17 protein-coding genes are annotated in these 17,239 nt (G+C 74.1%); 8 read left to right on the top strand and 9 right to left on the bottom strand.

Going from position 1 to position 17,239, the window contains the following annotated elements:
- Window positions 1–75: 75 nt before the first annotated feature.
- The 6 genes from ACZ597_RS14165 to ACZ597_RS14140 all read right to left on the bottom strand — a co-directional run bounded on the left by ACZ597_RS14165 (window position 76) and on the right by ACZ597_RS14140 (window position 4,077).
- The gene (locus ACZ597_RS14165) at window positions 76–867 is read right to left on the bottom strand and encodes a DUF5336 domain-containing protein (RefSeq protein WP_471328827.1); all 792 of its coding nucleotides are present in this window, start codon (window positions 865–867) and stop codon (window positions 76–78) included.
- A gap of 117 nt (window positions 868–984) precedes the next feature.
- Complete coding sequence (locus tag ACZ597_RS14160) at window positions 985–1,950, bottom strand: N-acetylmuramoyl-L-alanine amidase (protein ID WP_471328825.1); 966 nt, start codon at window positions 1,948–1,950, stop codon at window positions 985–987.
- A 102-nt stretch (window positions 1,951–2,052) separates the two neighbouring features.
- Window positions 2,053–2,700 carry a class I SAM-dependent methyltransferase gene (locus ACZ597_RS14155; RefSeq protein WP_471328823.1) on the bottom strand — a complete coding sequence of 216 codons (648 nt, stop codon included), beginning with the start codon at window positions 2,698–2,700 and terminating at the stop codon, window positions 2,053–2,055.
- Window positions 2,701–2,784: 84 nt separating this feature from the next.
- Window positions 2,785–3,276 (bottom strand): hypothetical protein, encoded by a 492-nt coding sequence (locus ACZ597_RS14150; RefSeq protein ID WP_471328821.1) that lies wholly within the window; start codon window positions 3,274–3,276, stop codon window positions 2,785–2,787.
- A gap of 19 nt (window positions 3,277–3,295) precedes the next feature.
- A complete protein-coding gene (locus ACZ597_RS14145; protein ID WP_471328819.1) occupies window positions 3,296–3,565 on the bottom strand; it encodes a hypothetical protein in 270 nt (89 codons plus the stop codon).
- 101 nt (window positions 3,566–3,666) lie between these two features.
- On the bottom strand, window positions 3,667–4,077 hold the full coding sequence (locus ACZ597_RS14140) for a DUF3224 domain-containing protein (protein WP_471328817.1): 411 nt from the start codon (window positions 4,075–4,077) through the stop codon (window positions 3,667–3,669).
- A 103-nt stretch (window positions 4,078–4,180) separates the two neighbouring features.
- On the opposite strand from ACZ597_RS14140, the gene ACZ597_RS14135 reads away from it, so the two are divergent.
- Window positions 4,181–5,185, top strand: a complete 1,005-nt coding sequence (locus ACZ597_RS14135; RefSeq protein WP_471328815.1) for a helix-turn-helix transcriptional regulator — start codon at window positions 4,181–4,183, stop codon at window positions 5,183–5,185.
- Window positions 5,186–5,218: 33 nt separating this feature from the next.
- Window positions 5,219–6,988, top strand: coding sequence for a serine/threonine-protein kinase (locus ACZ597_RS14130; protein ID WP_471328813.1), 1,770 nt, complete (start codon window positions 5,219–5,221; stop codon window positions 6,986–6,988).
- Window positions 6,989–7,015: 27 nt separating this feature from the next.
- Here the strand turns inward: ACZ597_RS14130 and ACZ597_RS14125 are convergent, their stop codons facing one another.
- The gene (locus ACZ597_RS14125) at window positions 7,016–7,354 is read right to left on the bottom strand and encodes a hypothetical protein (RefSeq protein ID WP_471328811.1); all 339 of its coding nucleotides are present in this window, start codon (window positions 7,352–7,354) and stop codon (window positions 7,016–7,018) included.
- A gap of 101 nt (window positions 7,355–7,455) precedes the next feature.
- On the opposite strand from ACZ597_RS14125, the gene ACZ597_RS14120 reads away from it, so the two are divergent.
- On the top strand, window positions 7,456–9,588 hold the full coding sequence (locus ACZ597_RS14120) for an acyl-CoA dehydrogenase (protein ID WP_471328809.1): 2,133 nt from the start codon (window positions 7,456–7,458) through the stop codon (window positions 9,586–9,588).
- 12 nt (window positions 9,589–9,600) lie between these two features.
- Window positions 9,601–10,785, top strand: a complete 1,185-nt coding sequence (locus ACZ597_RS14115; protein WP_471328807.1) for a lipid-transfer protein — start codon at window positions 9,601–9,603, stop codon at window positions 10,783–10,785.
- A gap of 3 nt (window positions 10,786–10,788) precedes the next feature.
- Here the strand turns inward: ACZ597_RS14115 and ACZ597_RS14110 are convergent, their stop codons facing one another.
- A complete protein-coding gene (locus tag ACZ597_RS14110; RefSeq protein WP_471328805.1) occupies window positions 10,789–12,060 on the bottom strand; it encodes an amidohydrolase family protein in 1,272 nt (423 codons plus the stop codon).
- Between the two features lie 203 nt (window positions 12,061–12,263).
- On the opposite strand from ACZ597_RS14110, the gene ACZ597_RS14105 reads away from it, so the two are divergent.
- Window positions 12,264–13,568, top strand: coding sequence for a cytochrome P450 family protein (locus ACZ597_RS14105; protein WP_471328803.1), 1,305 nt, complete (start codon window positions 12,264–12,266; stop codon window positions 13,566–13,568).
- Window positions 13,569–13,634: 66 nt separating this feature from the next.
- Here ACZ597_RS14105 and ACZ597_RS14100 read toward each other — a convergent pair whose 3' ends face one another.
- A complete protein-coding gene (locus ACZ597_RS14100) occupies window positions 13,635–13,994 on the bottom strand; it encodes a response regulator (RefSeq protein WP_471328906.1) in 360 nt (119 codons plus the stop codon).
- Window positions 13,995–14,242: 248 nt separating this feature from the next.
- Between ACZ597_RS14100 and ACZ597_RS14095 the strand changes: the two genes are divergently transcribed.
- The 3 genes from ACZ597_RS14095 to ACZ597_RS14085 are packed head-to-tail and all read left to right on the top strand — an operon-like array spanning window position 14,243 to window position 17,208.
- The gene (locus ACZ597_RS14095) at window positions 14,243–15,115 is read left to right on the top strand and encodes a MaoC/PaaZ C-terminal domain-containing protein (protein WP_471328801.1); all 873 of its coding nucleotides are present in this window, start codon (window positions 14,243–14,245) and stop codon (window positions 15,113–15,115) included.
- 21 nt (window positions 15,116–15,136) lie between these two features.
- A complete protein-coding gene (locus ACZ597_RS14090) occupies window positions 15,137–16,213 on the top strand; it encodes a Zn-dependent alcohol dehydrogenase (RefSeq protein ID WP_471328799.1) in 1,077 nt (358 codons plus the stop codon).
- 53 nt (window positions 16,214–16,266) lie between these two features.
- Window positions 16,267–17,208, top strand: a complete 942-nt coding sequence (locus ACZ597_RS14085) for a 3-oxoacyl-ACP reductase (protein WP_471328797.1) — start codon at window positions 16,267–16,269, stop codon at window positions 17,206–17,208.
- Window positions 17,209–17,239: the final 31 nt, after the last annotated feature.

Genomic DNA, 17,239 nt, shown 5'->3' with positions numbered 1-17,239 from the left:
CGGGAAGTGGGGTGGAAGCGCGGCGGCCCCCCGCCCGTGAGGGGCGGGGGGCCGCGGGCGCGGTGCGGGGCCGGGTCAGCCGCGCTGGATGCCGGAGGTGTCGTTCAGGACGCCGCGGCGGCCGTCCTGGGTCTGCGCGACCAGCGACGACGGGCCGCGCTGGTCGACGGCCAGGTACCAGGTGCCCGGGGCCAGCTCCGCGATCGGGGCGGGGGAGCCGTCCTCGCCGTAGAGGGGCCGGGCCACCGGCACCGCGAACCAGAACGGCGTGAAGTCCGCGGCCGGCGTCGGCGCCGGGTTCTGCGGGCCGGGCGCCGGGGTGCCCCCGTACGGCGGGACCGGCTGCGGCGTGGTCCCGTAGCCCTGCGGCTGCTGCTGCCCCGGGTAGCCGTACCCGGCGCCGGGCTGGGCGCCGTACGGCTGCGGGGCGGCGGGCCGAGGCTCGGGCACGAGCGGCCCGGCCAGCGCGGGGATCTTCGTACCGGCGACGGCCATGCCCGCCAGGGCGAGGTTGGCGAGGAAGGCGATGATGCTGCCCGCGCCCAGGTCCGTCTTGGACGGGCAGGTGATCAGCGACCACAGCGAGGCCCAGGCCGCCGCCACGGCCAGTACGGTGCCCCACGCCGTCAGGGTCAGGCTCCCGAGCTTGCGGCCCTCGGGCTGGAAGCGGGCCGCGATCAGCAGGCCCACGGCGATGAAGCCGGTCAGGAAGACCGTCGGCAGCACCAGCCCGTAGAAGTCGGTGTCCCACGCACTCGGGAGGTCCAGGTTGGTGGCGGAGTAGAAATCGAGGAACGAGGCGATGAACAGCAGTACCGCTGCTCCGATCACCACGCCGTCACCTCGAGTGAGGGAGCGGATGTTCACGTCTGGGAGTGTCCTTCTCGGTCTTGGCTGGGGCGGAGCGGGCGCCCCCATGGTACGGAGCTTCGCGCGGCCGAGAAGATCGGGGCGACGAGCCGCCCCGGGACGACTACCGGTGAACTACCCGCCCAGGAAGCCCGTGATGCCGTCCGCGATGCCCTGCGCCGCCTTCTGCCGCCACTCCGGACTCATCAGCTGCGCCGCGTCCTTGTCGTCACGCATGTTGCCGCATTCGAGGAACACCTTGGGCCGGGTCGAGAGGTTGAGCCCGCCCAGATCGTCGCGGACCACCAACCCGGTTCCGCTGCCGAGGTAGTTGGCGGGCGAGGAGCCGGTGGTGCGGCCGAAGTTGCTCGCGATGCGTTCGCCGAGGTCGCGGGAGGGCCCGACGATCTTCGCGGTGTCCGCCGCGCCGCTCTTGACGCGGGCCGGGAGGATGACGTGGAAGCCCCGGTTGCCCGCGGAGGCGCCGTCGGCGTGTACGGAGACCACGGCGTCGGCCGCCGCATCGTTCCCGGCCTTGGCCCGCTCGTTGATGCAGGGGCCCCACGGGCGGTCGGCCTCGTGGGTGAAGACCACCTTGGCGCCCTTGGCCTCCAGCAGGGCGCGCGCCCGGCGGGAGACGTCGAGGGAGAACTCCGCTTCCATGTAACCGGAGTTGGTGGTGGTGCCGGTGGTGTCGCACTCCTTGCGGTTGGTGCCGATGTCCACCAGCTTGTTGATCTCGGCGGAGTGCTGGAAGTTGCCCGTGTTGTGGCCGGGGTCGATGACCACGGTCCGGCCGGTGAGCGGGCCCTTCGCGGGGGCGGGGGGCTGGGCGGCGGGGCTCGTGGCCGGGCTCGGGGAGGCGCTGGCCTTGGCGTCCGACCCCGCCGTCGTGTGCGAGGCGGTGAGGGGCATGCCCTCGGGCTGCCGACCGCCGTGCTCGGAGCCGGTCAGGACGTGGGTCAGCACCCAGCCCGCCAGGCAGGTCGGGGCGAGCGCCGCCAGCGCCACCGTGAGGGCGGGCCGGCGCGCGAACCAGGGCCGGTCCGGGCTGATCGAGGACCGGGACTCGGGAAGCGGGGGGCTGTCGTCGTAGCGCACGTCGCGATGCTAGAACGCCGGCCCGGGGCCCGTACGGACCCTGGGCCATCCGGGGGCGTGGTGTGATTGTCGTCTTATGGTCCGCCGGGGCTTTGCGGATCCCTAGATGCCCTCGCCGGTGCGCCGGAGCACGCGCAGGGAGTCCGTCACCGAGACCTCCTCGAAGGCGCCCGAGGCCAGGGCGCGCAGGTAGATCCGGTACGGGGCCCGGCCGCCGTCGGCCGGGTCCGGGAACACGTCGTGGATCACGAGCGTGCCGCCCTCGGCGACGTGCGGGGCCCAGCCCTCGTAGTCGCCGGTGGCGTGCTCATCGGTGTGGCCGCCGTCGATGAAGACGAAGCCGAGCTTGCCGCCCCAGGCGGCGGCGACCTGCGGGGACCGGCCGACGATAGCGATGACGTGCGCCTCCAGCCCGGCCCGGTGCAGGGTGCGGCGGAACGTCGGCAGGGTGTCCATCAGCCCGATCTCCGGGTCCACGACGGTCGGGTCGTGGTACTCCCACCCGGGCTGCTGCTCCTCGCTGCCGCGGTGGTGGTCGACGGTGATCGCGGGGACGCCCGCCTCACGGGCCGCGTCGGCCAGCAGGATCGTGGAACGCCCGCAGTACGTGCCGACCTCCAGCAGCGGCAGCCCGAGGGCCGCGGCCCCGGCGGCCGCCTCGTACAGGGCGAGGCCCTCGCGTACGGGCATGAACCCCTTGGCGGCCTCGAAAGCGGCGAGGGTCTCCGGCTTGGGGGCGGCGGCTGCCATGGGTGTTCCTCCGGCGGTGAGCGGGTGTGGCGGCCCATGGTGCCCTACTGCCGGGTAGGGCACCATGCCGGGGGTGCGTGCCCCTCAGCTCGCGCCGTCCACGCAGACGGCGTAGACGGCGATGCCCTGCGGATTCTCCGTGGGGTTGTCCACGCGTACTGCCCATGCGGTCCGGTTGGTGCCGGGCTCGGCCGCGCTGGTCAGGATGTCCACCGCGGTGGTCCTGGTGTAGCCCCCGCCCGTGACCACCTTTCCGGCCGGGCACTGGGCGTAGAACGTGCCTTCGCCGGGCGGGACGCTGTGCAGGTCCCACACGACTTCTTCCCCGGTGACACCACCGTCGGCGGGCGCCGGGTTGGTGATGTCCTGGGACGTGCTCTGGCTGCAGCTGATGTTCTGCGTGCCGTTGACGGTGTTGCCCACGCCGGCCTGGCCGGACGGGAGGCAGGCCGCGCCGATCGCGGGGTTGTCGAGGGCCGACAGGAGGTCGTCGTCGGCGGTCGCCGCGCCGGCGGAGAGGACGGCCGCGGCGGTGGCGGCCGTACAGATGGTGGCGAGGGTCCGGGTGAGCTTCATTCGTGGAGTCCCTTCCCGGTTACTTGAGCAGGCCGCCGAGGGCGGTGGAGCCGGCCGGGGCGGGGGAGAGGCCGGTGAGGAGGCCGGAGACCTGGCGCTTCGCGTCCTTCACGGTCGGGGTGAGGAAGCGCAGCGACAGCAGGTTGTCCAGGCTGAGGGGGCCGGCCTGGGTGCCGGGGGCCGGGCGGGCGGCGGTGGGGGCGGCCTGGGCGGCGGGGGCGCCGGCCAGGCCGATGGCGAGGGCCAGGGCGGCGCCGGTCAGGGCGCGGGCGAGGGTGAGGTGAGCCATGACCGCCCCAACGCCCCCTGCCCCGCCCGGTTATGGGGCATGGGCCGGGCGGGGGCGGGCTTTCGCCCGACTGGCGTCGTCCGTTGGGCCGTTCGGGTCGTTCAGTCCAGGTCGTATTCGAAGGTGTAGGGGACGGACGGCTCGCCGTGCCGGGCGAGGAAGGTGCCGGTGCCGCGCAGGCCGGCCAGCTCGCCGGTGCCGGAGCCGGGGACGACCTCGAAGGAGCAGTGGGTGGTGCCGTCCTCGTGGAAGGTGCCGCGCTCCGCCAGGGCGAAGCCGCCCTGGCGGCCGTCGAGGCTGCCGGTGAGCAGCTCCGTGCCGGAGTAGGAGCCGGTCGTCGCCGTCAGGTAGGCGATCGTGTAGGCGCAGACGGTGCCGGCGGCCTCGATGCCGCCGGAGAAGGTGTTGGCGACCGAGGCCTGCGCGAGCCGGGGCAGTGCGTCGGCCGGGCCGGCGGGCCGCTCCTCCCAGTCGGCGAAGGTGAAGTGGCCGGTGGCGGTGCGGGTGGGCATGGGGGTCCTTTCGGCGGTCGCGCGGGGCCGTCCCCCGTGCTGTGACCAGCCTGGGTGCCGTACCTGACATCTCTTGTCAGGTACGGCGGCCACAATGGGGCCCATGCGCGCCGACCGGCTTCTCTCCTTGCTCCTGCTGCTCCAGAACCGCGGCCGGATGACCGCCCCGGAGCTGGCGGCGGAGCTGGAGGTGTCCGTCCGTACCGTCTACCGGGACATCGAGGCGCTCGGCGCGTCCGGGGTCCCCGTCTGCGCCGACCGGGGCCCCGCGGGCGGGTACCGGCTGATGGACGGCTACCGCACGCGGCTGACCGGGCTCACCGACGCCGAGGCGGCCTCGCTGTTCCTGGCCGGGGCGCCCGGACCCGCGCGGGAGCTGGGGCTGGGCGCGGTGCTGGCCACCGCGCAGCTGAAGCTCCAGGCCGCGCTGCCGGCCGGGCCGGCGGACCGGGCCCGGCTGGTGCGGGACCGCTTCCACCTGGACGCGCCCGCCTGGTTCCGGGACGCCGACCCGGTGCCGCACCTGGCCGATGTGGCGGCGGCGGTGTGGGAGCAGCGGGCGGTGCGGGTGGAGTACCGGCGCTGGTCGGGCGAGCTCCGGCAGCGGGAGCTGCACCCGCTGGGCGTCGTCCTCAAGGGCGGCATCTGGTACCTGGTGGCGGCGCCGGAGGGGGAGGGCGTACGCACCTACAGGGTGTCGCGGCTGCTGTCGGTGCGGGAGACGGGGGAGGGCTTCGAGCGGCCGGCCGGGTTCGGACTGGCGGCCTACTGGGACGAGTCCTCCCGGCGTCTGGAGGCCGCGCTCCTCCAGGGCGTGGCGCGGCTGCGGGTCTCGCCGCGTGCGCAGCGGCTGCTGCCGATGCGGTTCGGGACGCCGGGGGTGCGGGCGCTGGAGGGGGCCGGGCCGCCGGACGGGGACGGCTGGGCGGAGGTGGAGCTGCCGGTGGAGTCGCAGGCCGTCGCGGTGGGGGACCTGCTCCGGCTGGGAGCGGAGGCGGAGGTGCTCGGCCCGCCGGAGCTGCGGGCGGCGGTGGCCGGGGCGGTGGCCGTGCTGGCGGCCCGGTATGCGATCCCCGTGCCGGTGGCGGGAGTTGAGGGCTCTGTATGATCGCCTCCCGTGTCCGGGGAGGGCGGGGTAGGCATGGAGCCGTTAGGGCCGTCGGGTCCGTCGTACGTGGGGCCGTTCCGGGTGCTGGGGGTGCTCGGCGAGGGCGGGATGGGCCGGGTGCTGCTCGGCGCCGCGCCGGACGGGCGGCTGGTCGCCGTCAAACAGGTCCTCGCGCGGTTCGCCGACGACGAGGGCTTCCGGGCCCGGTTCCGGCGGGAGGTCGCCGCGTCCCGGAGGGTGTCCGGGGCCTATACGGCGGCCGTGATGGAGGCCGACGCCGACGCCCGGACCCCTTGGCTGGCCTCGGTGTTCGTCTCCGGCCCCTCGCTGGGGGCGGCCGTCGCGGAGGCCGGGGCGCTGTCCGAGGAGACCGTGCGCCGCCTGGCGGCGGGCCTGGCGTCGGGGCTCGCGGAGATCCACCGGGCGGGGCTGGTCCACCGGGACCTGAAGCCCGAGAACGTACTCCTCGCCGAGGACGGGGTCCGGGTGATCGACCTGGGCATCGCGCGGGCGGCCGAGAGCGGCGTCGACACCCGGCTGACGCACACGGGCCTGGTGATCGGCTCGCCGCCGTTCATGTCGCCGGAGCAGGCGGAGGGGCGGGAACTGACCCCGGCGAGCGACGTGTTCTCGCTGGGTTCGGTGCTGTTCCTGGCGGTCACGGGGCGCAACCCGTTCGCGGGGTCGTCGACCCTCATGACCCTGTACGACGTGGTGCACGCGGAGCCGGACCTGAGCGCGGTCCCGGCGGGGCTGCGGGTCGCCGTGGAGCGCTGCCTGGCCAAGGACCCGGCCGCCCGGCCGTCCCCGGCCGAGCTGCTGGGGCTCCTCGGGCCGGTGGCCCCGGCGGGCCGCCTGCCGTGGCCTCCGGCGGTGCACCGGATGATCGCCGAGCAGGGCGCGGCCATCGACCGGCTGCTGGGTGCGGGCGACCCGTCCGGGACGGTGGTCCGGCCGGTGGAGAGGGAGCTCCCGGTCGCGGTTCCCGTGCCCGCCGATTCCCCGGCCCGGCGGCAGGACCCGGACCCGGCCGGCGGCCCGGACCCGGTCGGCGACGCGGCCACGGTCGCGGCCGTGCCCGAGCAGGCTGCCGGGGGACCCCGGCCGGCCTTCGTGCCCCTGCCGGAGGAACCGCCCGTCACCGTAGGCGCCCTGCCTCCCGCAGCGCGCGGGCGGTCTCCGCGCCGGAGCGCGCTGCGCGTGGCCGGGCCGCTGGCGGGGGCCGTCGCGCTGGTGGCGGCCGGTGCCGGTGTGTGGGCGTACGGGCAGCAGTACGGCGGGTGGAGGGGCGAGACGGTGCACACGAAGCTGGACCGCTGCCACGACGCGGCCGCCAAGCTGCCGCTGCCGCCCGTGGTGGGGCGGGCGCCGACGCTGGAGACCGTCCTGCCGGAGCGCGGTGACGGCCCCACCACCTCGGTGCGCTGTTCCTGGTCCGGCGGGGGGATGCCCCGCGTGATCGTGGAGTGGGCTCTGAAGCTCGGCGGGGAGGGCGACCGGGACCTGCCGGAGGAGCAGCGGAAGTGGCTCGCCTCGGAGCGGCAGACGGTGGCGGCGGCCGTGCCGCCGGTAGCGCAGACGGAGGTGCGGCTCGGAGACGAGACGCTGTGGAGGGCCGACTGCGAACTCGTGGTCCGTGACGGGAACCTCAGGCTCTCCGTGTGGAGCGGAGGGGATCCGGGTGGAAGCGGGCCGAGCGGGAGCGGGCCCGGGGGGAGCGAGTCGCCCGCCCCGCCGTCCGAGTGCCGGTCCGAGGCCGTGGCGATCGCCCGCGCCGCCCTCGCGGCCGTGCCGGCCGGCTGACGGGCCGGCCGAGGGCGGGGCGTTCGGCTACCTGCCGGACGGCCCGACGCGGCGCGGGTTGCTCGTGCCGCAGCTCAGGCAGACCAGCCAGTCCCGGAGTTCGCCCGCGCCGGTCTCCCGGACCTCGCTGACGACGTTGGACTCCTCCTCGCCGCAGAAGGGGCACGTGCCCTCGTCGCCCTCCAGCCGGCGCATCGTGTGCAGCGGCTGGCCCGCCGCGGGGCGGTGGCCCAGCCAGTCGCAGCCGGTGCACCTCCACCACTGTTCGGGCCTCGGCGACGGAGGTGCGCCGCCCCAGCGGTTGCGGCGGTACGTGACGCTCAGCGCCGTCAGCGCTCTCCCGCAGCGCGGGCAGTCAGGGCTCATGGCGACAGCCCACAGCGCCCGGGCCCCCACCGCAAGGGCCGGTCCAAGAGAACCGCTGTCTGACCTTCCGTCAGATTGAAACGTGTTCTAGTCTGCCGCGCATGGGCATCGGAATCACGCAAGAGCAGCGGGAGTTGGCCGACGCCGTACGCGGCTGGGTGGCGCGGGCCGTACCGCCCGAGGAGGTGCGCAAGCTGCTCGACGCCCCGCCGCAGGCGGGCACGCGGCCCGGTTACTGGGACGGGCTGGTCGCGTCCGGGCTGCTCGCGCCGCACCTGGAGGGCGGGACCCTGCTGGATCTGGCCGTCGTGGTGGAGGAGGCCGCCCGGGCGGCGCTGCACGGCCCCTTCCTGCCGAGCGCGCTGGCCTCCGTACTCCTGGACCGGGCGGGGGCCGAACCCCTCGACGGGCGGGTCGGGGCCGTCGCCCTCGGGGCGGGCGGCGTCACCGCCGTCGCCGTCGAGGGGGCCGGGTGGCGACTGGACGGGCTCGCGCCGCCCGTGCTCGGCGCCGGCGAGGCCGACCTCGTGCTGCTCGCCGCCGAGGCGGACGGCGGGACCCGCTGGTACGCAGTGGACGCCGCCGCCCTGGAGATCCGCGCCCACGAGAGCGCCGACCCCACCCGCCCCACCGCCGAGGTCCGGGCGCGGGCCGTCACCGTCCCGCCCGGCCGGCTGCTGGAGCTGGACGCCGCCCTCGTCCAGGACCTGGCCCGCACCCTGTTCGCCGCCGACGCCTGCGGCACCGCCGCCTGGGCGGTGCACACCGCCGCCGAGTACGCGAAGACGCGCGAGCAGTTCGGCAGCCCCATCGGCCGCTTCCAGGGCGTCAAGCACCTGTGCGCCGACATGCTGGTCCGCCTCGAACAGGCCCGAGCCCTCGCCTGGGACGCCGCCAACAGCGCGGACGAGGAGCCCGGCGCCCGCTCGCTCGTCGCCGCCCTCGCCGCCGCGACCGCCCTCGACGCCGCCTACTCCTGCGCCAAGGACTGCATCCAGATCCTCGGCGGCATCGGCTTCACCTGGGAGCACGACGCCCACCTCTACCTGCGCCGCGCCCTCGTCGCCCGCCAGCTCCTCGGCCCCGGCGACACCCACCGCATCCGCGCCGTACGCCTCGCCGCGGCCGGCGCCCGGCGCGAGCTGCGCCTCGAACTGCCGGCGGAGGCCGAGGCGCACCGGGCGGCCGCCCGCGCCGCCGTCGGGGCGGCGCGCGGCCTCGACCCGGCCGCCGCCCGCCGGGCCCTGGCCCCCACCGGGTACGCGGCCCCCTACCTCCCGCCGCCGTACGGACTCGGCGCCGGGCCCGTCGAACAGCTCGTCGTCCAGCAGGAGTTGAAGGCCGCCGGGGTCAGGATCGCCGACCTCGGCATCGCCACCTGGGTCGTGCCCTCGCTGCTCGCCTACGGGACCGACGAGCAGCGCGCCGCCCACGTCCTGCCGACGCTGCGCGGGGACACGACCTGGTGCCAGCTCTTCTCGGAGCCGGGCGCGGGCTCCGACCTGGCCTCCCTGCGGACCCGCGCAGAACGCACCGCCGACGGCTCCTGGAAGGTCAACGGACAGAAGGTGTGGACGAGTTCCGCGCACACCGCCGACTTCGGGATCCTGCTGGCCCGCACGGACCCGGCCGCGCCCAAGCACAAGGGACTCGGCTACTTCGTCGTCGACATGAAGAACACCCCCGGCATCGAGATCCGCCCGCTGAAGGAGATCACCGGCGAGGCCCTGTTCAACGAGGTCTGGTTCGAGGACGCCGTGCTCCCGGCCGACGCCCTGGTCGGGGCGGCCGACGGCGGGTGGAAGGTCGCCCGCAACACCCTCGGCAACGAACGCGTCCACATGGCCGACCAGATGACCTTCGACACCGGCCTCGCGGCGCTCATCGCCCGCTCCGCCGGACTCGACGACTCCTACCGGGCCCGCATCGGCGCGCTCGCCGCCGAGGCGCACGCCCTCGCCTGCCTCGGGCTGCGCACCACCCTCCAGCAGGTCTCCGGGCTGGAGCCGGGCGCGGGGGCCTCCGTACGCAAGCTCGTCCAGACCCCCCACCAGCAGCGGACCGCCGAACTGGCCCTCGAACTGCTCGGCCCGGCGGGCGCGGTGCGCGAGGGCGCGGGGGAGCGGGCGGTGCACGGGATGCTCATGTCCCGCTGCCTGACCATCGCCGGGGGCACCACGCAGGTCCAGCTCAACGTCGTCGCCGAGCGGATCCTCGGCCTCCCCAGGGACTAGGAGTCAACGGACATGAAGTCGTACATCGTCGGCGTCGGCATGACGAAGTTCGAGAAGCCGGAGTCCCGGGACTGGCAGTACTGGGACATGGTCAAGGAGGCCGGCGGCGCGGCGCTCGCGGACGCGGGCGTGGACTACGGGCTCGTGGAGCAGGTGCCGGCCGGCTACTGCTTCCAGCCCTCCACCGCAGGGCAGCGCGCGGCGTACGAACTGGGCCTGACCGGCGTGCCCGTCTACAACGTCAACAACAACTGCGCGACGGGCTCGACGGCCCTGATGATGGCGCGGCAGTTCGTCCAGGGCGGCCTGGCCGACTGCGTGCTCGCCGTCGGCTTCGAGAAGATGAAGCGCGGCGCGCTGGGCGGCGGCGCCGACGGGGGAGACTTCAAGACCTCTCCCGTGGCCCGGCACTACGGGATCATGGCGGCGGCGCACGGCTTCGAGATGTCGCCGCCCACCGCGCAGATCTTCGGGAACGCCGCCCGCGAGCACATGGAGCGGTACGGGACCACGCCCGCCCAGCTGGCGGCGGTCGGCGCCAAGAACCACCGGCACTCCGCGAACAACCCGAACGCGCAGTTCCAGGACGTGTACACGGTCGAGGAGGTCCTCGCGGCCAAGACCATCCACGACCCGCTGACCAAGCTCCAGTGCTCGCCCACCTCCGACGGGGCCGCGGCGGCCGTCGTCGTCTCGGAGCGGTTCGTCGTGGCGCACGGACTGCACGACAAGGCCGTCGAGATCGTCGGCCAGGCGATGACCACGGACACCGAAGCGAGCTTCGGCGGCTCCTGCATCGACGTCGTCGGCAAGCCGATGACGGCCGCCGCGGGCCGCAAGGCGTACGAGGCCTCCGGGCTCGGCATCGAGGACGTCGACGTCGTGGAGCTGCACGACTGCTTCTCCGTCAACGAACTGCTGACCTACGAGGCGCTCGGCATGTGCGCGGACGGGGCCTCCGGCAAGCTCGTGGAGAGCGGTGCGACGACGTACGGCGGGCGGTGGGTGGTCAACCCCTCCGGCGGCCTCATCTCCAAGGGCCACCCGCTCGGGGCGACGGGGCTCGCGCAGGCGGCGGAGCTGGTGTGGCAGCTGCGCGGCGAGGCGGGCGCCCGCCAGGTCCCCGGCGCCCGGGTCGGGCTCGCGCACAACATCGGGCTGGGCGGCGCGGCGGTGGTGACCCTGCTGCGGCGGTAGCCCCTACGCCGGCACGAGCCGCGGCATCAGGCGCAGCGCGTTCTCCCGGTTGACGGCGCGGCGCAGCGCGGGCGTCAGGGCCGGGTCCGCGGCCAGCGCGGGTACGGCGATGTCCGCGACCATGTCGGCGGGGCAGGCCGGCCAGTCGCTGCCGAACAGGATCCGGGCGGGGTCCACGGTGGCCAGCAGGGTGCCGGCCGGGGACATCGGGCCCGCGGTGTCGTAGTAGAAGCGGTGCAGGTGGTCCCGGACCACCGCGGGATCGACCGGGGGGTCGAAGGAGTCGGCGAAGGCCTCCAGCCGGGTCGCGATGTGCGGGAGGAAGCCGCCGCCGTGCGGCAGGATCACCGACAGGTTCGGGAAGCGGTCCAGGGTCCGGTTGCGGATCATGTTGGCGGCGGCGCGGGTGGTGTCGAGGAGGAAGTCGCACAGGAAGTTCGGCAGCCCGGGCACGGTGACCCCGGGCGGGCCCCCGGCCCCGGGTCTGGCGGCGGCAGCGGCGGCCCCGGGCCTGCCGGCCGTCGCGGGGGTACGGGGCGGCCCCGAGGCCCCCGGCCCGTCGGTCGCGGAGTGCGGGCCCCCGCCGCCGGACGCTCCGGCCGCGCTCGGCCGGCCGCCCGCACCGCCGGGCCCGCCGGCGCCCGGCGGCAGCCCCGGCCCTCCGGGTGCGCCCGGCCCGTCGGCACCTGCGGGGCCGCCCGCGGCCGCCGGCAGGGCCGGGAGGTTGTGCGGGTGGGTGTCCACCACCGCGGCCCGCTCGTCCAGCTCGGCGAAGATCCCGTCGTACACGGGGTCCCCCAGGTACACCCCGCCGTAGTTGGCGGTGACGTTCACCCCGACCGCGCCCAGCTCGTCCAGCCCGTGGCGCAGCGCCCAGGAGGAGACCTCCAGGTCGTCCAGGAAGAGCGGGGTGTGGAAGAAGAACCGCCCCGGATGCGCCTCGACGGCCTCCACCGCCGCCCGCAGCGTCACCGTGATGGCCTCCCGCAGCTGCGCGGAGCTCTCGTACCGCGCGGGCAGCATCGGCTTGAGCACGGCCGTGGCGATCCCGGCCCGGTCCATCAGCGCCAGCGCGGAGTCCGCGTCCCAGTGCGCCCACGGCGGCAGTGCGCGCGGGTTCACCAGCCCGTGTGCCTCGCCCCATTCCCGCCAGGCGGGGGCGCAGAAGTGGTGGTGCACGTCGATGACCGCCCGGCTGCCGTCGTCCTCCGGGGCCGTGGAGCCGGTCGGTGATGCGCCACTGGCGGTGAAACCGCCGGCACCGTATTCCGGCATGAGCGCATTCCCTTTCTTCGGGCCGCGGAACGGGATCGCGGAACGGGATCAGCGCACACCCTAGAGCGGGTCCGGTCCGCCGCCGCCCGGACATTCCAGAGGGGGAGGATTCGACTCCGAACGGGTCAACGCGGTTTTGCCGTCATTCGGCCCAGGGAAGGGAGCCGACTGTCAATTCCGGGTTACCCGAGAGGTATGGGCGCGTGACGACTGAACCGACGGTGGCAGTGGGGGACGGACCCGCGCTCGAAGACGCGGTGGCCGCGGTGACGAAGGGCACGCCCGAATACCGGCAGTGCCCCTATCCGGTCTACCGGTCGCTGCGCGAAGGGGCCCCGATCGCCCGGCTGACCCCCGGCCACGGGGTCGACACGTACCTCGTCACCCGGTACGAGGACGCCCACGCGATCCTCGCCGACCACCGCATCGGGAAGGACATGCACGAGGCCATCGACACCTACCACGCCCTTTTCGGGGACGCGTGCGAGGCGCTCGACGACAACCTCCTCTTCGCGGACCCGCCCCGGCACACCCGGCTGCGCCACATCGCCAAGACCGCCTTCACCCCGCGCCACGTCAAGGACCTGCGCCCGCACATCCAGGAGCTGGTGGACGGGCTGCTGGACCGGTGCCCGACGGACGAGCCCGTCGACCTGATGGCGGCGTTCGCCCTGCCCCTGCCCGTCATGGTCATCTGCGAGCTGCTGGGCATCGTCGGCGACGAGCGCGTCGAGGTGCTGGAGTGGTTCGCCCAGGTGACCCGCTCGCGTTTCAGCCGGGACCTCAAGCACGAACTGGTCGAGGCCGAGCACTGGCTGCGCGACTACTTCACGGACCTGATCCACCGCACCCGCGAGAACCCCACGGACGACTTCCTGAGCGTGCTGGCCGAAACCCCGCACGACGAGGAACCGCTGACGGACGACGAACTCGTCTCGATGATCTGGGTGCTGCTCTTCGCCGGCCACAAGACGACCACCCTCCAGATCGGCAACTGCGTCTACAGCCTGCTGACCAATCCGGAGCAGCTGAAGGCCGTCCAGGAGAACCGGGAACTCCTGCCGCAGGCGATCGAGGAGATGGTCCGTTTCGAGGGATCGGTGGAAACCTCCACCTTCCGTTACGCGCTGGAGGACCTGGAAATCGGCGGGACGCTGATTCCGCGGGGCGCGGTCGTGCAGATCGCCATCGCCTCCGCGAACCGCGATCCGGAGAAGTTCCCCGAGCCCGACAAGCTCGACATCACCCGTGAGGGGCTCCAGGGCAACCACCTCGGCTTCGGCTTCGGGGCGCACTACTGCCTGGGCGCGCCGCTGGCCCGCCTGGAGCTGGAGATCTGCCTGACGTCGCTGCTGGACCGCTTCCCCGACATGGTGCTGGCCATGCCGTCGGCGCACGGCGGTGACTGGCTGAAGGGGCCGTTCCCCGCCTTCCGGGGGCTGGAGCGGCTGCCGGTGGCGCTGGACCCCTCGCGGACGGTCGACGACTGGACGAAGCCCGCGGGCTGAGCCCCCGCAGGACACCCCCGAGCCCTCCGCCGTCACCGGCGGGGGGCCGTACGCGTGCCCGGGCCGCTACGGGCGTGCGAGCGCGGGGTCGATGACCGTCTCGCCCATGGAAGCCCGGCGCAGGCAGTCCGCGAGGTCCTCGACGGGGCCGTCCCGCAGGACCAGTCCCGCCGCGCCCGCCGCGAGGGCGGCTTCCGGCAGGCCGGGGTGGGCGGAGCGGGCGGTGACCAGGACCCGGCACTCGGGGTCCTCGGCCAGCAGGGCGGTCACCGCCGCGACGTCCTCCACCAGCGCCACCTCGGGCCGGGCCACGGGGGAGTCCACGACCTCGATGTCCGGCTGGAGGCCGAGCAGCAGCGCGAGGGCCGGGTCCGGCGGCTCCAGCAGGACGCGCAGCGAGCGCGCGGGCCGGTGCGTCACGGGCATTTCGTCCACCGGCGAAGCGTAACGGGCCGCGTCCCGGGGAGGGGGCAACACGCCTCGGCCAAAGGTCATCTGACGTGAAGTCAGGAGTCTTCCCAAGTGCTGGGGCGTGCGTTATACATGCCTTCAGCCGATGCTAGAACGCGTTCTAGAACGTGTCCGGCGTCCGGCTCCGCATACGACCTCGGTGCGGCCGACGGTGCGGACGGCCGTGCCGAGGTCTTCCAAGGAACCGAAGGAGCAGCATCCTCATGCCGATCGATGCCGCCAGGGCCCTCGCCGCCGAACCCCGACAGGGGAGCATCGGCTGGGACCACAAGGACATCCAGCTCTACCACCTCGGCCTCGGAGCGGGCGCGTCGCTGAACGGGCAGGGCCTGGCGACGGACCCCGACGAGCTGCGCTACACCCTGGAGTCCAAGCTCCACGTCCTGCCCAGCTTCGCGACCGTCGCCGGAGCCGGCATGGCCATGCTCGGCGGCCTCGCCGCCCCCGGCATCGAGGTCAACCTCGCCAACGTCCTGCACGGCGGCCAGTCCATCGAGCTGCACCGGCCCATCCCCGTCAAGGGCAGCGCCACCTCCTCCGCCAAGGTCGCCGCCCTCTACGACAAGGGCAAGGCTGCGGTGATCGTGCTGCGCACCGAGGTCGCGGACGCCGACGGGCCGCTGTGGACCAGCGACGCGCAGATCTTCGTACGCGGCGAAGGCGGCTTCGGCGGCGAGCGCGGCCCCTCCGTCAGGGAGGAACTGCCCGGGCGCGACCCCGACCGCACCGAGGAACGGCACATCCGTGAGGAGCAGGCGCTGCTCTACCGGCTCTCCGGGGACTGGAACCCCCTCCACGCCGACCCGGAGTTCGCCAAGCTGGCCGGCTTCGACAAGCCGATCCTGCACGGCCTGTGCTCGTACGGGATGACCCTCAAGGCCGTCGTCGACACCGTCCTCGGCGGGGACGTGTCCCGGGTCCGCGCCTACCGCACGCGCTTCGCCGGGATCGTCTTCCCGGGGGAGACGCTGCGCATCCGGATGTGGCGGGAGGAGGGCCGCGTACTCGTCTCGGTGACCGCCGCCGAACGGGACGACGCACCGGTCCTCGCCGACACCGTCGTCGAACACTCGTAGCACCCACTAAGGAGCCGCACCGTGCGCGCAGCACTGCAGAGCGAGATAGGCCAGGACAAGCTGGAGGTCGTCGACGACATGGAGGCCGTGGGCTTCGGCCCCGGCAAGGTCAGGATCCGCGTCAAGGCCACCGGCCTGTGCCACTCCGACCTCTCCGCGATGAGCGGCGTACTGCCGCAGCCCGCCCCCTTCATACCCGGCCACGAGGGCTCCGGCGTGATCACGGACGTCGGCGACGGGGTCACCTCCCACGAGATCGGCGACCGCGTCCTCGTCTGCTGGCTGCCGCCGTGCGGCCACTGCCCCGCCTGCAAGCGCGGCCAGGGGCACCTGTGCCTGGAGGCCTTCGGGAACGTCGCCACCCCCAACTTCAAGCGGGCGGCCAGTGACGTCTTCGGCTTCGCCGGCACCGGCACCTTCGCCGAGGAGATGGTCGTCCCGGCCGCCTGCGCGGTCCCGATCCCCGACGACCTGCCCTTCGACATCGCCGCCCTGATCGGCTGCGGCGTCACCACCGGACTCGGCGCGGCCGTCAACACCGCGAAGGTGGAGGCCGGCACCTCGGTCGCCGTCATCGGCTGCGGCGGCGTCGGCATCTCCGTCATCCAGGGCGCCAAGGTCCAGGGCGCGGCGCAGATCATCGCCGTCGACCCGGTCGCCTCGCGGCGCGAGGCCGCCCTGCGGTTCGGGGCCACCGAGGCCGTCTCCCCGGAGGAGTTCGGCGACGCCAAGAACCGGATCACCGCCGGCGAGGGCTTCGACTACGTCTTCGAGGTCGTCGGCAAGTCCGCCACCGCGCAGAAGGCGTACGAGATGACGCGGCGCGGCGGCTCCGTCGTCGTGGTCGGCGCGGGCGCCCTCGACGACGACTTCAAGGTCAACATGTTCTCCCTGTTCTTCGACGAGAAGAAGATCCTGCCGTCGATGTACGGCGGCGGCGACGTGCTCCGCTCCTACGAGCGCACCATCGCGCTGTGGCGGGCCGGCCGGATCGACCTGGAGAACCTGATCACCCACCGGGTGAACCTGGCCGAGATCAACGACGCCCTGGACCAGATGCGCACCGGCGTGGCCCTGCGGACCTGCATCGAACTCTGAGACCGCTGCTCACCGACTCACCGACTCACCGACCGCTGAGAGGAACGCCACGGATGTCACTCCCACTTGAGGGGCTCTCCGCCATCGTCACCGGCGCCGGCCGCGGCCTCGGCCGGGCCGAGGCGCTCGAACTCGCCCGGCTCGGCGCGAGCGTCGTCGTCAACGACTTCGGGCAGAGCGGCCGCGACGGCTCCGGCGAGGCCTCGGCCGCCCCGGCGGAGGAGGTGGCCGAGGAGATCCGCGCGGCGGGCGGCCGGGCGGTGGCGCACCTGGGCGACGTGGCCGACTTCGAGCAGGCCCGGGAACTGGTCGGCCTCGCCGTCTCCTCCTTCGGCAAGCTCGACGTCCTGGTCAACAACGCGGGCATCCTGCGCGACCGGATGGTCTTCTCGATGACGGAGGACGAGTGGGACTCGGTGATCCGGGTCCACCTCAAGGGCCACTTCAACACCACCCACTTCGCCGCCGCGCACTGGCGGGAGCGTTCCAAGGCCGCGGGCGGCCCGGTGTACGGCCGGATCGTCAACACCTCCTCGGAGGCCTTCCTCGGCGGTTCGGCCGGCCAGCCCAACTACGCGGCCGCCAAGGGCGGCATCGTGGGCCTGACCACCTCGACCGCCCTGGCCCTGGCCAAGTACGGGGTGACGGCCAACGCCATCTGCCCGCGCGCCCGCACCCGGATGACCGAGGACGTCTTCGCCGGCTTCCAGGTCCCGGAGGAGGGCAGGCTCGACGCCCTCGCACCCGAGCACGTCTCCCCCCTGGTCGGCTACCTGGCCTCACCGGCCTCCGCCAAGGCCAACGGACAGCTCTTCGTCGTGCACGGCGGGATCGTCGTCGTGATGGAACGCCCCCGGGTGGCCGCGAAGTTCGACACCGCCAAGGAGGCCTTCTCCTACGAGGAACTCGACGGGCTCCTCACCCCGCACTACGAGTCCCGCCCGGCGAACGAGACCTTCGCGGCGGCCGAGGTCCTGGGCCTCAAGCACGGCTAGGCCGTCCCCGCCGGCGGCCCGGGGAGGGGAC

The organism is Streptomyces sp. NPDC040718 (assembly GCF_055593565.1).
The sequence above is the reverse complement of the archived record's forward strand: the minus strand, read 5'-3'. Positions and strand labels throughout refer to the sequence as shown.

Bases quoted from the DNA above. Each gene is read 5' to 3' on its own strand.
- ACZ597_RS14155 (WP_471328823.1), bottom strand. From the start codon at position 2,700: ATGGCAGCCGCCGCCCCCAAGCCGGAGACCCTCGCCGCTTTCGAGGCC.
- ACZ597_RS14150 (WP_471328821.1), bottom strand. From the start codon at position 3,276: ATGAAGCTCACCCGGACCCTCGCCACCATCTGTACGGCCGCCACCGCC.
- ACZ597_RS14145 (WP_471328819.1), bottom strand. From the start codon at position 3,565: ATGGCTCACCTCACCCTCGCCCGCGCCCTGACCGGCGCCGCCCTGGCC.
- ACZ597_RS14140 (WP_471328817.1), bottom strand. From the start codon at position 4,077: ATGCCCACCCGCACCGCCACCGGCCACTTCACCTTCGCCGACTGGGAG.
- ACZ597_RS14135 (WP_471328815.1), top strand. From the start codon at position 4,181: ATGCGCGCCGACCGGCTTCTCTCCTTGCTCCTGCTGCTCCAGAACCGC.
- ACZ597_RS14130 (WP_471328813.1), top strand. From the start codon at position 5,219: ATGGAGCCGTTAGGGCCGTCGGGTCCGTCGTACGTGGGGCCGTTCCGG.
- ACZ597_RS14125 (WP_471328811.1), bottom strand. From the start codon at position 7,354: ATGAGCCCTGACTGCCCGCGCTGCGGGAGAGCGCTGACGGCGCTGAGC.
- ACZ597_RS14120 (WP_471328809.1), top strand. From the start codon at position 7,456: ATGGGCATCGGAATCACGCAAGAGCAGCGGGAGTTGGCCGACGCCGTA.
- ACZ597_RS14115 (WP_471328807.1), top strand. From the start codon at position 9,601: ATGAAGTCGTACATCGTCGGCGTCGGCATGACGAAGTTCGAGAAGCCG.
- ACZ597_RS14110 (WP_471328805.1), bottom strand. From the start codon at position 12,060: ATGCCGGAATACGGTGCCGGCGGTTTCACCGCCAGTGGCGCATCACCG.
- ACZ597_RS14100 (WP_471328906.1), bottom strand. From the start codon at position 13,994: ATGCCCGTGACGCACCGGCCCGCGCGCTCGCTGCGCGTCCTGCTGGAG.
- ACZ597_RS14095 (WP_471328801.1), top strand. From the start codon at position 14,243: ATGCCGATCGATGCCGCCAGGGCCCTCGCCGCCGAACCCCGACAGGGG.
- ACZ597_RS14085 (WP_471328797.1), top strand. From the start codon at position 16,267: ATGTCACTCCCACTTGAGGGGCTCTCCGCCATCGTCACCGGCGCCGGC.